This is a genomic window from Rapidithrix thailandica, assembly GCF_039710355.1.
GTDB classification, from domain to species: domain Bacteria; phylum Bacteroidota; class Bacteroidia; order Cytophagales; family Flammeovirgaceae; genus Rapidithrix; species Rapidithrix thailandica.
This window is the reverse complement of the sequence record NZ_JBDKWZ010000008.1, coordinates 216,061-231,189: the sequence shown is the minus strand read 5'-3', so window position 1 is coordinate 231,189 and position 15,129 is coordinate 216,061. Positions and strand designations below refer to the sequence as shown.

The window sequence follows — 15,129 nt, the reverse complement described above, 5'->3', positions numbered from 1 at the left end:
AATAAGCCAAGGCCTTGTTTATTGGAATAAACAAGGCCTTGGCTTATTTCTCTCAGTTTATATTAATTAAAATCCTGATTTTGTTTCAATTTATCAATTGCGCCTTGCAACGTTTGTTTGTTCAGTTCATCAGGGGCTTTTTCGTAAGCCATTTGAGCGTGTTTTAAGGCTTTTTTGTACTGTCCCAAAGCGGAATACCCTCGGGCCAAACCCATATTCACCGGCCAAGTATCAGGATGCCGTTTCGCATTAAGTTCAAATACTGCCAAGGCTTTATCACCTTTGCCTTCATTGAGAAGCTGTCTTCCATACTGATGGATTTGAAAAACCGTAGCAGTAGGGTGACTAATGGCTTTATTCATAACGATTTCAGCTTCTTGCTCTTTACCTAATTTGCTCAAAAGCTGAGATTTCACATTGTAATTCGCAAAATTTTCTTGTCCGAAGTAAGGAGCATTAATGGCATTGTCAATCCAGCTCAAGCCCTCTTTCAAATTAATATCGTGTTGCAGGCAAAAATTAGCCGCCTGATTCCAGGCCATCCAGTTAAACCCTGAAGACGAACGCAATTCATCCCGTATCTGACCAAGGTATAGTTCATTAATATTAGGAACATTCACCTCAAACGGCACCATTTTGTTTTCCCATTTTAATGCGGCCACACAGTGGTCCAATCCACGGTCCACGAATTCATATGTAAGCCATTCGGAAAATTCTACTTCTTTAGGTTTTACAGTTACCCGTAGGGCGTCTTCTTCGGGATTGTAAAAATAACTCCCCCAAGAGCTATGATTTTTAGAAAAGATCAATGTCCACTCTTCTTCACCAGGCGCCATAAACAGTGCGTACTTACCTGCTTTCAGCGGTTTTCCTTCAATCTCCACGTCATGAGAAAAATACACTGTGGTATTTTCATTCGCCCCGGCTCTCCAAGGGGAAGGATTTTCCTCACTACTCATCCCAAACCCCAGGTTTGCAAAACCATAGGGCACCAGTTGCCCCCATATCTTCCCTGTACGGTCCTCTCCATTAGAAGCCGTCACATCCGGGCTGTTATAGGTAATGTTCATTTTCACCAAGCCCATCCATTGCGTCACACTGGCCTTTTGGTTCTCCCCACTAGGTGGCAGAGTAATACTTTGCGCATAGGAGGCTGCATAGAAGAGAAAAGCACAAATGGAAATACTTATAAACTTACACATAGTTGTTCGTTTCATGGTTTTCTTTTTTTGAGTAAAAATTGAAACTCTCTACTAGTTAGCAATTTTTAACAAGAAAATAAACCCTCTCACAAACTACCATTCAAGATTCCCCGAATATTACTATTTGTTGACTTTTTCCAAAATCAATATTCAAACAAACTACAATAAGGAAGGGTCTTTACCAGAAGCAATGAATCCTAAACCAGCTAGCTGATACCAAATATTTCTCGCAAATCAAAACCTCCACTTTCAACAAATATAAATTCGTAGAAAACTTTTTAAAATACTATTTACTATCAAAAAAAATGAGAAAAAAAGAGACAACTCCCGGAGTTTTTGATACCAAACAGGCGGGAGTTGTAATTCACTAAGGTTTTATTGAATTTGATTGAGAATCCGACCCTCGCTCCTAACCGAACTTTACGTCGGGTTCAACCGGCTTTTCTTTACTTATTAATCCTGGCCATCGTTTGAGTAAAATTATCCAATGCATCCAGTTCCACATGATCCATAATCACAACTTTATACCATTGCTTCTGCTCTGAGTGGGAATCCGGAACAAGGCCAAATTCGTGAGCAATCTCATCCGGCACTTGTTCTGACAAAATCGTAACAATGTTCATATAAGGATCCCGGTAATAAGTTATCCCCAACTCATCCAGTTTTTCACAAAGCCATGAAGTACGGTACAAGAGTTTATTGATTTTCTCCAGCCAGCCGAAGGGGCCATAGGTCATCAATATCATCCAAACAGAAACCGCATTCGCTCCGGAACGACTACCACAAAGAGTAATATCCAAACCCGATACATACTGCGCCTCCTGAGTATACACATAATGTATATAATCTTTCCTGATCAGGAAAATACCCGTACCATATGGCGCCTGAGCCATTTTATGGGCATCCATCGTAAAAGAAGTAATATGCTTGTTTTGAAAGCTCAAAGGATTATTCGGGTTGCTTACCGGATAAATAAACCCACCGAAAGCTCCGTCTACGTGTATTTTGTAAGACAATCCTGCCGCTTCCAGCGCTTCCACATATATGTCCAGGTTATCCACCGAGCCAAACATGGTGGTTGCCATATTCGCCACAACAATCATATATTTTACTCCATTAGCTTTCGCTCCTTCCAAGAGAGACTGTAACGCTTGCTTGTTTAGTTGACGGGTAGCAAAATCCACTTCTGCCTGATACCACTTAATATTCAATAAATTAGCCCCTTTAGGAACGGAATAATGCGAGTCTTCCGAAGACAAGATACCAATCTCAGAAATCTTAGCCCCGTACTCTTTCATGAAAAAATTCCGGTAAATCCAGGCGGCCTGAATATTCGCCTCGGTTCCTCCGGTAGCCACATATCCGTCCTGAGCTCCCGGCTCTCCTTTTAAGAGATCCTCTGCACAAAGTTTGATCAACTCTTTTTCGATCTCTTGGGTTCCGGCAAAAAATGCTTCCGAATCGCCTAAGGTATGGCAACCGATATGGTTGGGGTTTTCGATCAAGGTTTTCAGAAAGGGTGCGTCCTTTAAAAAGGAAGCGTTGTCATAAAACACATTAGTGTCTAAGTAAGAAGCCGGCACACCGATTCCACCTTGTGTACGGAAATTCACGTTTTTATCCAAGGCTCCGAACACCCGGTCACAAATTTGTTTATGCGTTAATTTTCTCCAATATTTCATGTGTTTATTTAATTTGTATTGAGTTCAACATGGATGATCAAATTCCAATACGGGAGTACTGAATGCAACCCACCGTATTTGTATATTTTCCAAACCCTACAAAGGTAAATAAGCAGAGGATAAATCCGGTAATAAGAAAGGCTAACCCCAAACGGGATTAGCCTTAAATAATGTATATAGTAATAAGTAATTCACTGTGTTGGCACTTCCCTCTCTGTTCTTCACCTTCATTCCATCCAGCTATGCGGGAATACTATGCAATAGTAGCAAAGCAAGCACAATCCTGCAAGAGGATTGCAAGATTTTTATTTACCTATGCAATCAAATTTCTTACCAGAAAACAAGCCAAACAAGTCTATTTCGCCTAAAATTTCTATTTCCACAGGAAATAAGTCCATTTTTATTCAAAAGCATTCATTCGGAAATCGCAACAGAAACCATCAAAAACGCATAGCTTTTCAGGAATTCAGGCAGGATGGGATGGTAGCAAGCAAAGAGCAATAAAAAAAGCCAGCTTCCGGTACCGGAAGCTGGCTTTTTTAGTAATTCATTCTGTTTAAATAATGCAAACATTATTTAACATCCCAGAAAATCTTAGTAGTAGTCAAATCTTTTTCTGCTACTTTCTGATAATTCTCCGCATTATAGAGTCTTTCCGTACTTGGATATAAAAAACGAGCGGGTGGCAATGAAGCTTCAGGAGTACTTACATCCTCAATAAAAGTTAATTCAGGATGTTTTGTTCTTCTCAATTCTGCCCAACTTTGATTGGGTTGCAAGAAGGCAAAATGTAACCACTTTTGTGTCCATATCTTCGCAAGCTTTTCTTCTGACGTACCCGCATAAGCTACGGCAGGCGAAGTTAAGAAGGCATCCATCTCTCCGTCGGTAGGGAGTTCTATCGGATCTTTCTCTACATTGCTAGTGCTATTTAAGTAATAATAAAAACTCACAGACCTTTCCAACCCTTCTTTAAAAGCTGTTTCAGCATCTGCCGAACTTCCCCAACGTTCAAACGCTTCAGCTTTCAAGAAAGAAACTTCTGCGGCAGTCATGACAACACCCGGCAAGCGGTTATTTTGGACAAAAGTAGCCGAATCTAAAATCGCATGTTTTCTTGTTTTAATGATTTTCTCTTGTTCTGAAGATGGAATCGCCAAAGACATACTATAATAATCATCATTAGGAGTTCCGCTTTCATCCACCCCCTTATCATAAAATACTGGAATACGAGGATCACTCGCAGGCTTCATCAAGCCATCTAACATATACTCTGTAGCAATATGATTACTTCCTTCATACAACGCTTTCTGAAGACTCTCGGTATACGTATCTAAAGGATGAAGTAAAACATTTTGCTCTTCCCCGAGCAATGGGTATTCTGCTTGGTTATTTAATATTTCCAAGGCCTTTGCTTTAGCCATGTTTTCGTCCACAAAAGAAACCCTCATTAACAGACGTAACAATAACGAGTTTGTATAACGCCTCCATAAATCGATATCTCCTCCAAGAAGTATATCTTGCTTACTAAAAGATGACTGCACTTCAGGGTCAAGAGAAGCATTTTCAAAGTAATCCGATACACTCTCCAAACCTTTAATAATATCAGAGTAGATAGTCGCAGCATCATCAAACTTTGGAGGAGTGATATCCGTATCTGTCGCATTCAATCTACCTGCTTCATAAAATGGAATATCCCCCCATAAATCAACCATTTGAGCTGTCTGATCATATAAAGCTACTTTTGCAGCTTGTCTGTATACTTCCCATAATTGTTGTTCATCCTCAGACATATCTGCAAACATCTTCTCTATTTCGCGAAAATGCGCAATCAACCCGGCACCACTAGGAGTATAAAAGTCATTCCAGTGAGTATCAGTATAAGACTGTTTTTGCTGATACAATTTTAAGCCATTTACATAGCTTGCGGATTGCGTATAAATAGTCTGATGTGATAAAAAAACAGTACGGTATACCCAATACTCCGATCTTACCCGCTTATTATCCAACATTTTTGTAAAGAAAGCCCCAACTGAGGTCTTATCCGTTTTTTCAGGATTAAGGTATTTATCCTCAAGTTTACTTTCACATGCACCGAAGACCATAGCTATGATCACAGCACATAATACTTTTACTTGAATATTTTTCATTATGCTATAATATTTTTATCTCTTACAATATGAAGCTTAGAAACTTGCTCGCAAGGAAAATCCATAACTACGGTTAGCCGCAGTAGAACCTTCATCAATACCCTGACTAGACCAGTGTGAACCCACAGGAGCTTCAGGGTCAAGGTTATCCAAAGTTCTATAAATATAGAAGAGGTTTCTACCAATTAAAGAAACACTTAGCCGTTGCAGTTTAATTTTTTGAACAAAATCTTTTGGAAGGTGATAAGTCAACGCAACTTCTCGCAACTTCACAAAACTATTGTCATAAACGGCACCGTCTTCGTACCAACCTGATGACCAACCATAAGAATTCATATAGTATGCAGGCGCATCAACCACCGTAGTATTTTTCTTCCCATCAGCGGTCACTCCATTCAGGACCATCCCATTATGGTACACTCTACTTCCATCGGGCGCTGCTTCATTGTGGTTTGATAACAATACTTTTTTATTCCCATTATTGGCATCAATATAATAAGGTAATCCACCATTGGCTTCATCCCTAAAAGCTAGTGTATTCTCATACATACCAGCATTTTTACCATATAACAAAGGAGTTGACACAATCTGCCCTCCAAGACGATAGTCAATCATCATATCCAGGGAAAAGCCTTTGTAACTTACCGTATTGGCAAACCCACCGATAACCTTAGGTTGCACATTACCTGCTTTCACATAAGACTGTTGGTCAATGACATATAAGCCATTCTCACCTATGATATAGTTTCCATCTTCATCTGTAGCCCGGGGATGAACATAAATATTCCCTAACAAATCGCCTTCATCAGCTTTTACCTGTACAGCACCTCCATCAAGATCTCTAGCGACTAGCTCAGGAATACCTTCAGCAAGTTTATGTACTTTTGTTCTATTGATAGCAAAATTAAACCGTGCATCCCATCTTACAGTCCCCATTACTGGAGTAGAATTTATTGCCACCTCAATACCTTTTGATCTTAGTTCACCTACGTTATACAATCTTGAAGTCGCACCTGTACTTGGAGCTAAATTCGCTTGAAGCAGTTGATCTTCAACTCGGCTAAAATAGTAAGTCACATCAAGTCCTAAGCGGCTATTTAACATACTTAACTCAAGACCAAATTCTGTTTCGAACTTTTGTTCTGGAGAAATATCCTCATTTCCATAGTTTGTATCCGCAGATAAACTTGGCACAGAACCGTTGGTACTTGTTTGCAATACACTTTGTGAATAAGCAATATTCGCTAAGTACCTTTGAGGAGAGTTACCTACGATACCATATGAAGCTCTAAGTTTACCATAATCCATAAATGTGGGCATGGTGAAGGCTTCAGTAAAGACAAAACCAGCATTAACCGATGGGTAGAAATAGCTATTATTTTTAGCTGGTAAAGAAGAAGAGTATTCTTGTCTTACAGTACCTTCGATGAATAAATAATCTCTAAAACTAAAATTAGCGATCCCAAGGTAAGCGTATTTAATCAATTCACCCCGGTTTACTTTAGCATCCAAAGTTGCATTAAAGGAGTTATTTATACTAAACCAATTTTCAAGCACTAAACCAGATCTAGTACCTGTAGATTGGTCCAAATATTTTTCATGTCTACCTTGTAAGCCTCCACTTACTGAAGCTTTTATATCAGAATTAATTTCTTTTGAATAGGTTAACAATGCATCCCCATAAACAATTGAATACCGCCCTTCAGCCATATTATAACTTCCTGTACTTGATGTAGGTTGGTTAAAAGCAGATGAATATTCATTATACTCTTTCTTTTCAATCGAAGTACTGGTAAAATCATTTCCAATACGCCCTCTGAGTTTCAAATTACTATTAATATCATAGTTAATTGTCATACTGGAAATTAAACGATTTTGAAGCTCATCCTCTGAGTTTTTAAAATTTCTCCACATATAATCCATCAGAGAGCCTGCACGGATATTATGTTTCAAAGCTTCTTCCGGATTTCTCACATTTAAGTTGTAGGGAACATATTTATACCCTTCAGAAGTTTGGTATTTATCCAGATACACCGACATATCATCTGCTCTACTGAAAAAACCGTCATAGTTACCTACAACTCTATTAATCAATTCCGGACGATTGTGAATTTCAGTATTTATGTAACTCGCTACTAGATCAACACTTAATTTTTTATTTAACTTCAGTGTACTATTTAAGTTAAATATATTCTTTTGCTGATTACTATTCCGTTGAATGGCTTTATAATCGGTACGAGTATAAGACAACCTGAAAGCTCCTTTCTCAGACTGATTTGAAATTGCTGCATTTAAGGTAGAGCTATGCCCTTTTTCAAACAATTCTTTAAAATTATCCGGTTGAGCTGAATAACTCCTCATAGAGCCATCCCACCATTCTACCGTTTGCCCGTCCATTTTAGGACCAAATTGGCCATAAGCTCTGTAGTTCGGTCTTTTTGCATCATTCACTCCATCACCATTACTATCATAATGAATCCAGCCATCTTCATCCGCACCTACAAGAAAGTTCGTTTCTCTATCATACCCAGGACCATATACATTTTGATATTTTGGAGTAAACGCAACCTCTTCAATAGTATGAGTATAATTTACATCCACTCCAAGACCTTTCTGTTTTGTTCCCTTTTTGGTGGTAATTACAATTACACCATTAGCCGCTTCAGAACCATACAAAGCGGTAGCACTAGCCCCCTTCAATACTGTAAGAGACTCAATATCTTCCGGATTGATATCCAAAAGTCCATTTCCTCTAATTTTTTGATCGTTCCAATATCCTCCATTATTAATTCCGCCTGATCCTGACTGCCCTGAATTCCTAATCTGCACTCCATCAACTACATATAGAGGCTGGGTATTGTAGTTCAGAGAATTCACCCCCCTAATCTGTACGTTTACCGCACTGGTAGCCCCACCTGGTGCCGTAGAGATTTTAACACCAGCAGCTTTACCATACAAGGCAGAACCAAAGTTTGTACTTCCTGTGGTTACTAAATCTTTGGCACTAACAGAGGTCACGGCATACCCCAGGGATTTCTCCTCTCGTTGAATACCTAATGCAGTTACAACTACCTCATTCAGTTCCGTTTGCTCATACTCTAATGCTACATCTATTTGAGACTGTGAACCTACTGCTACTTCTTGCGCTTTAAATCCTACATAAGAAAAAACCAAGATCGCATCACTTTCAGGTATGGAAAGGGAATAATTACCATCCACATCCGAAACCGTTCCTTTAGTCGTTCCCTTGACTAAAATACTTACACCCGGCAACGGACCATTGTCCTCCGCGCCTGTCACCGTACCGGTTACAGTGCGGCTTTGTGCCCATGCGCTGGAAAATACCGCACATAAGCACCCAAAAACAAGTAAAAATCTGCTCATACGTTTGTTAAAAATTAAGTAATGGTTTAGATAAAAGGCAATAACTATCCATGCATACCAATACACTTGGAATGAAGAAGTTATCAGGCATAAAATTGTAAGGAGTTAATTAAAAGAGCGTCAGTTGTAAGCTAATTCAAGTTACACTAAAGTGTTTTTTGTTCAATCTTAAACTTTGTATCAGTTAAATGTTAATTGGTCAACAACTCTTTTTGTTGGCACAATGCTACTAAAACAAGCAGATTCTTGCAATACTTTTGCGTTTTTTTTAATTAAACATGCACGAAATATTAAATAAACATTATGTTTTATGGCTTTTTTCTTAAAAAATCAAGAATTATTACAACAACACAGAAAAATACCGTCATTTTTTAGTAAAACCCGCATTAATATATGCTGGTTTAACTTCCAAACACGGGTTTCAACCCATGCAAATACCGATAAAAACGAATCAAAACCTTCATCTATCAACAGCAAAACGTGCACAGTAACCTTCTGATAATGACACAAAAAAGCCCTCATAAAGCATGAGAGCTAAGTAGAAATTATGCCAATCAATTGATAAAATATACAGCTTATATAAAAAGAGGAGAAGCGAGAGAAGTTATTCAACAAAATTCACAGTGACATCCCATATCCCTGGTTGGGAAATTTCAAACTCTACTCTTTGACCTTGAAACTTCAGGTATCCCCGGTAAGGAAACTTTACCCCCTGTACTTTTGCATAAGTACTAAAGGAAATCACCTGACCATGATAGCCACTGATATCCTCCAGCTCTACCGAAGGCCGGCTTACCATGGTATTTTTTTTATTCAAATAGACACGAATCTCTTCTTTTTCTCCGGATTTCCGGGAAAACTGCACACTTGTGACTTTTGAAGGCTTATAATGTACTTGGTAAGGATATTTATTTTTACCTATATATTCATCTCCGCTCCAATAGCCAACAAGCACACTATCAGAGGCATTCTTGAGCTTAAACACCAACTTTCCCTCTCCATCTTTTTCTCCTTTTTTCCATTCTCCTTCAAAAATATTTCCATTATTCCAAGTATAAACTCCTGCTCCATGCGGCAACCCTTTTTTAAATTCTCCTTCATAAACATCCACTCCTGTTGCTTTGCCTTTTCCATGGGCTAATTGCTTTTTGCACTCTCCCTCGTAGCGCTGAGCAATGGGCTCCAGTAATACTTTGCAGGAATTTTGTGCTTTTACAGCAGAACATGCAAAGAGAAACATGCATAATCCAAATAATTGTATTCGAAATTTCATTGTAACAAGATTTTATGAATTGTTATAGTCGGTACGTTGATTTGTTTCATAAGTCATTTTGTGAACCTACACATACTCAACAGGCCTTTTAATTATAAAAAATCAAAGAGCTCCAAAAGAGCTCTTCGATCTGAGCAGATTTCTACTTGTCAAGTAGAATAGTAATTTTCAATCTTTTTTAATTTACATCCCACCAAACCGGCACGGAAGGCTCATCTCCTCCGATTGAATTAGCATAACTAGACCAATTTTCATTGTTGTTGTCTTTTTCGTCTTGAGGAAACGGAAAGCGCATGGTAGAAACAAAGCGCTCGCCTCCCTCTCCTAGTTCTTCAGCAGGTGTCGCATCGGTTCTTCTTTTCAAGCTCCAAGCATCCCAAGGTTGAAACATATAATTCAACCATCTTTGGGTGTAGATTAAGTCTAAGGCATTGGCATCCGCCCACATAACTTTGGGGTGATTTAAAAACGCGTCCATTTCAGTGGCATCGGGCATGGAAGGAGGTGCATAAGTCGGGTTGCCCGTCCCAAAGGTTTGCCAGTTTTCTATATTGTCCGCTACGTTAAACCAATAGTTCATGGAAGCTTTGATCCCCGCTTCATAGGCTTTTTTTGCCTCACTCATTCCTCCACTGACAATATTCCGGGCATAGATTTCGGCTTTTACAAAGTAGATATCCGATGCCAACGTCAGGATTTCCGGAAAATATTCACTGTCTTCTACCAACCAAAAATTAACTGCGGTAAAATTATGTCCCCGGTCAAAATAGTCACTTCTTCTGCGAGTATGATACGGATTATTTCCGGTTTCCAAGTCCTCCCGTATATTTCCATATGCCTGCGGAAGAGGGATCCATTCATCGTCTTGATTGGGTTCAAACCAAATTTTGGTACGGGGATCAAATATTCCACTACCGTCCACATCATCCGTATCGGACAACTTATGCCATATATTTGTTCCCATTCTCAGTGAACCGTGTTCTCGCCAAGACCAGCTGTTTTTGTCCGGCCATCCGACAGACTGTAAGGTCAACACAACATCTTCCCCTTCTTCCAATACAGGCAAGCCACCATCCATTACCTCCTTTATATGAGTACTGGCTGTTGCATTGTCTTTTTCATACATGCGTAAGGCATATTTTAAACGCATTGAATTTGCCCACTTTTTCCACTTTGTAAAATCATTGCCAAACAGTGTTTCCTGGGAGCCATATGCTTCGACATTCTCATCGATGTTTTCCACAGCCCATTTCAAATCGTCCAATAAGCTTTTATAAATGCTTTCCTGCGAATCATATACCGGTCTATAATTGGGGGCATTTCTGTCAAAACCCATTCCCGCCTTAAAATAGGGAAAGCCTCCAAAATGATCCGCCATGACAAAAGAGCGATAAGCAGCCGTAATTTTCAACAGCGCTAACCGGTTGTTTTTCACTGCATCTTCAAGATTTGACTCTTCCAGCAAGCTTTCTATCTCACGAACATTTTTCAACATATCAAAATACGTCCCCCAAATAGAGGTTACCCCCCGGGCATAGGCATTCCGGGAAAACGCATCGGCTTCAAAAGTCTGGGTTAACAGTTGAGAAGCAATGAAGGAAAAGTCATGATGTAAATAATAGCGTTCATCTCCTGTCACTTCCAATTTTGACAATACTCCGTTAAACAACACCCCGGGCGAAGTGAGGGTTGGATTTTTAGGGTCGCGGTTCAGCTCCTCAAACCCATCCGTACATGAAGCTGAAACCAGAAGGACAACTCCAAGCAGCATTTTATATATGTATGAACTAAATTTCATCATAGTATTATCTTTAAATTCCAAAATGTGATAAGCTTAGAAACTTACTTTAACATTAAACCCATAGGAACGTTGAGCAGGCATGGCTCCCCATTCGAAAGCACCCGCTGCATTTCCGGAACTGTTGGTTCCTTGGGGGTTGATATTATCAGGAGCGGTATCGTACAAATACCCTAAGTTTCTTCCAAATACTCCTACCGTCAGGCCTTGAATGAATTTTGTTTTGCTCAAAAGTTCAGGAGAGAAGTTGTAGTACAAGCTCAACTCGCGGAAGCTCACCCATGAGTTTTCATAAATACCGGGATGTGTTAAGTTTGGCCCCCAACCTCCATAATCTAAATACTTGTACACCGAATTCACCACTTTATCATTTGCCGTCCCATCGGCATACACTCCCGGTTTAATGACCCCGACATTGTACGTTTCTCCTTCATACTCCAGGGGCAAGCCCCCTCCAAGGCGTTCGGTAAGTGTTTCCGGGCTTTGTCCGAAGGTAACACCGGTCACATAAGAACCGAAATAGGTATCGCCTCCCATTTTGACATCAAAATGAGCATTTAATGTGAAGTTTTTAAAGGTCAGTGTGTTTGTCAAACCACCGGTCCAATCCGGTGACGCATTCCCCACCGTTACTCTCTGATCCGTCAGTTCGTACCAAGTACCGGAGTCATTAATGATCGGTTGTCCGGTTTCTTCATGATAGAGATGGTCCCAACCGACAATGGTACCGAATTGCTCTCCTTCTTTCACGACAACGGCAGGGCCCCATACGCCCCAAATATTTCCCAGTTCAATAGACGTTGCATCTCCGGAAAGAGCTTTCACAAAGTTGCGGTTACGATTCATGTTGAAAGTCAAGTCCCAAGAAAAATTTTGGGTTCTCACAGGCACCACATTTACCAATAATTCCCATCCTCTATTTTCGATTTCCCCGGTATTGATCCTTAAGTAATTGGCTCCGCTAGACTTGGGCAAAGGAGAATCGACAATCTGTTGTTGGGCTAAGATGTAGTAATATGCAAAATCAATATTCACCCGGTTATCAAACAGGTTTAAGTTCGTACCAAACTCATAGGAATTTACGCGTTGAGGTTCCAAGCTTTTAGGAGGTACGGTGTTAGGCAACGAAGAGGTAGGTTGTCCATTCCAATTCCCGGGGCTATACGTCAGATACACATTGTAAGGGTTCGTATCATGTGCTGTAGCAGAGAAAGCCGCTCTTAAAAGGGCTTTGTTTAGCCAAGGCAAACCTATGTCAAACGCTTCCGTAGGGATGAAAGTAGCAGATGCCGAAGGGTAAAAGTAGGAGTTATTGTCCAAAGGCAATGCCGAAGACCAATCGTTCCTTCCGGTCACTTGTAAATTTAACCATCCTTTATAACTCAGATCCACATACCCCCATACCGACTGTACTTCTTTATCGTAAAAGCTTTCGTCCGGCACTTGATTCGTATTGGGATCTCCTTTATAATTCCGGAAAGTATAAGTGAAAGGAATTGCCACATTGCCTCCTCCTTTGTTTCGGGCACCAAACCCATAGCGATGTTCTTTATAATAGGTTCCTCCCAAGGTCATTGAAGCTGTCAGGTTTGGCAAAAGATCATTCTTTTTGGCAGTAATAAAGGCTTCGTGGTTTTGGATACTGGTTTTACCCAAATTCCTTGAATAGTACAGATTTTGCAATCCGGTGTCTGTCCAAGGACTTTCTTTATGTACATTGTCCGTATTGGAATTATCAATCCCGACTCTGGCAGTGGCTTCCAACCAGTCCGTTAACTCTCCTGTTAAAGTAATAGAACCCAATAATCTTTTTCTATTGTGATTATCGTTGTGTTCATAAATTCTCCACCAGAAATCCCCCGTTCTTCCCCTACCGCCTCCGGAAGGAACCGCATCGAAGTTTTTAAATCCATCGGCCGTTTTGTAATTATTCTTTTCAATATCCACCCGGTAGCTTCTTCCCCAGTTGTAGGATACGTTTTTACCAATAGAATTTTCATTGTCCCCCATCATCGGAGAGTTATGCCTGTCATAATCCATATATGACACCGAAACATCCGTCCGGATCCGGTCGGAAACCTTCAGAGAGGAACCCAAATTGATGGTTGTTTGTTGGGCATCACTATTAGGCACCACCGATTGATGATCCATTCTGGTGAGCGAAACCCTGACCGAACCCTTATCCCCTCCTCCGGAGAAAGAGATGTTATGCGTAGTGGTATGTCCTTCGTTAAAAAACTCTTTGATATTATCGGGTTGTGCTTCAAAAGGATAGACGTTGCCATCCCACCACAACACTGGAGTACCATCCATTTTAGGCCCCCAACTTGAACCGGAACCGTAAAAACTTACCGTAGGAAGGATTTTCTGCCCTTCGTCATTTTCCGGCAATTGCGGGTTAGGATTAAGACTCGCTCCCCCCTCTCCAAACACATTCTGCACATCACGATAGCGGTAGGTTGAAATGGCCCGGTGATTTACGTTATAAGTGATGCCAACTCCCGGTTGCTTTTTCCCTTTCTTGGTGGTGATCAAAATCACCCCATTACTCCCTCTTGATCCGTACAATGCTGCCGCTGTAGGCCCTTTCAACACTGTAAGGTCTTCAATGTCCCAGGCATTGATATTATTAATTCCTGACCCCCAATCCTTCCCACTTCCGATCGAACTCATTCCTCCGTCATTATCGATAGGTACGCCATCTACGATAATCAAAGGCTGGTTACTACCGTTAAAATAGTTATTTCCTCTGATGGTAATCCGGGTAGTTCCCCCTTCTACCCCATTGGCCGATCCTACGTTTACTCCGGCCATTTTTCCGGACAACACATCCAACACATTGGGTGCAGAAGCTTTTACCACATCTTCCCCTTTAATACTTTCCTGCGCAAAGCCAATCGCATCTTTCTCTTTTTGAGTCCCTAAGGCAGTAATTACCACCTCTTTTAACTCTGTTTTATCAAAGTCCATTTTTATATCTACCTGACTTTGATTTCCTACTTGTACTTCCCGGGATTTGAAACCTACATACGAAAACAAAAGTATTGCCTCGGAGCCCGGCACCCCTAACACATACTCACCATTTACGTTCGTAACGGTTCCTTTGGAAGTCCCTTTAATGACAATACTCACCCCTGGCAATGGCTCACCATCTTCCGAACTGGTAACTTTCCCCCGGATAGAGCGTTCTTGAGCCCAAGCCCCAGCAGCAAAGGTGCATAGAAATAAATAAACTAGTAAAAACTTGTTCATCGCTTTTTGTTTAGGTTAAACACACAAAATTGACCTCGAAAAACCCATACTATGCGTTGTTATCATGACAATCCACTTCCACCCTTGTTTGCAGTAATAAACAAGACAATGCCCTTGACAAGGTTTTTTATTACCGACAAAGTAAAAATCAGACAATAGTGACCTGCTTTGCTTTTAGTAGGTAATAGAATGGCAAAAGGATGTTAAGAGAAATGCCAACCTATAACTATTAAGCAATCAAATCCACGACTTGACTTACTTTCAAGCAAGAAATACTACACGGCAGTAGGTAAATAATAAAGAAAGTCGGGTGCACTGAGACAACCTGTTGAAATTAGATTATCATCAGTAAAAGAGGATTGTAAAATAACTCGTTCATAGGCTTTCA

At 40.3% G+C, this 15,129-nt stretch carries 7 protein-coding genes; all 7 read right to left on the bottom strand.

The genetic code is table 11. The features are described 5' to 3' along the window. Positions 1-62 precede the first annotated feature (62 nt). Complete coding sequence (locus AAG747_RS15770) at positions 63-1,217, bottom strand: DUF2911 domain-containing protein (RefSeq protein ID WP_346822158.1); 1,155 nt, start codon at positions 1,215-1,217, stop codon at positions 63-65. Positions 1,218-1,648: 431 nt separating this feature from the next. Further along, on the bottom strand, positions 1,649-2,884 hold the full coding sequence (locus AAG747_RS15765) for a pyridoxal phosphate-dependent decarboxylase family protein (RefSeq protein ID WP_346822157.1): 1,236 nt from the start codon (positions 2,882-2,884) through the stop codon (positions 1,649-1,651). A gap of 572 nt (positions 2,885-3,456) precedes the next feature. After that, positions 3,457-5,034: a SusD/RagB family nutrient-binding outer membrane lipoprotein gene (locus tag AAG747_RS15760; RefSeq protein WP_346822156.1), complete on the bottom strand. Its 1,578-nt coding sequence runs from the start codon at positions 5,032-5,034 to the stop codon at positions 3,457-3,459. A 36-nt stretch (positions 5,035-5,070) separates the two neighbouring features. Then, positions 5,071-8,418 (bottom strand): SusC/RagA family TonB-linked outer membrane protein, encoded by a 3,348-nt coding sequence (locus AAG747_RS15755; protein WP_346822155.1) that lies wholly within the window; start codon positions 8,416-8,418, stop codon positions 5,071-5,073. 604 nt (positions 8,419-9,022) lie between these two features. Continuing rightward, positions 9,023-9,691 carry an MORN repeat-containing protein gene (locus AAG747_RS15750; protein WP_346822154.1) on the bottom strand — a complete coding sequence of 223 codons (669 nt, stop codon included), beginning with the start codon at positions 9,689-9,691 and terminating at the stop codon, positions 9,023-9,025. 178 nt (positions 9,692-9,869) lie between these two features. Further along, positions 9,870-11,492, bottom strand: coding sequence for a SusD/RagB family nutrient-binding outer membrane lipoprotein (locus tag AAG747_RS15745; protein WP_346822153.1), 1,623 nt, complete (start codon positions 11,490-11,492; stop codon positions 9,870-9,872). A gap of 33 nt (positions 11,493-11,525) precedes the next feature. Next, the gene (locus AAG747_RS15740) at positions 11,526-14,741 is read right to left on the bottom strand and encodes a SusC/RagA family TonB-linked outer membrane protein (RefSeq protein ID WP_346822152.1); all 3,216 of its coding nucleotides are present in this window, start codon (positions 14,739-14,741) and stop codon (positions 11,526-11,528) included. Positions 14,742-15,129: the final 388 nt, after the last annotated feature.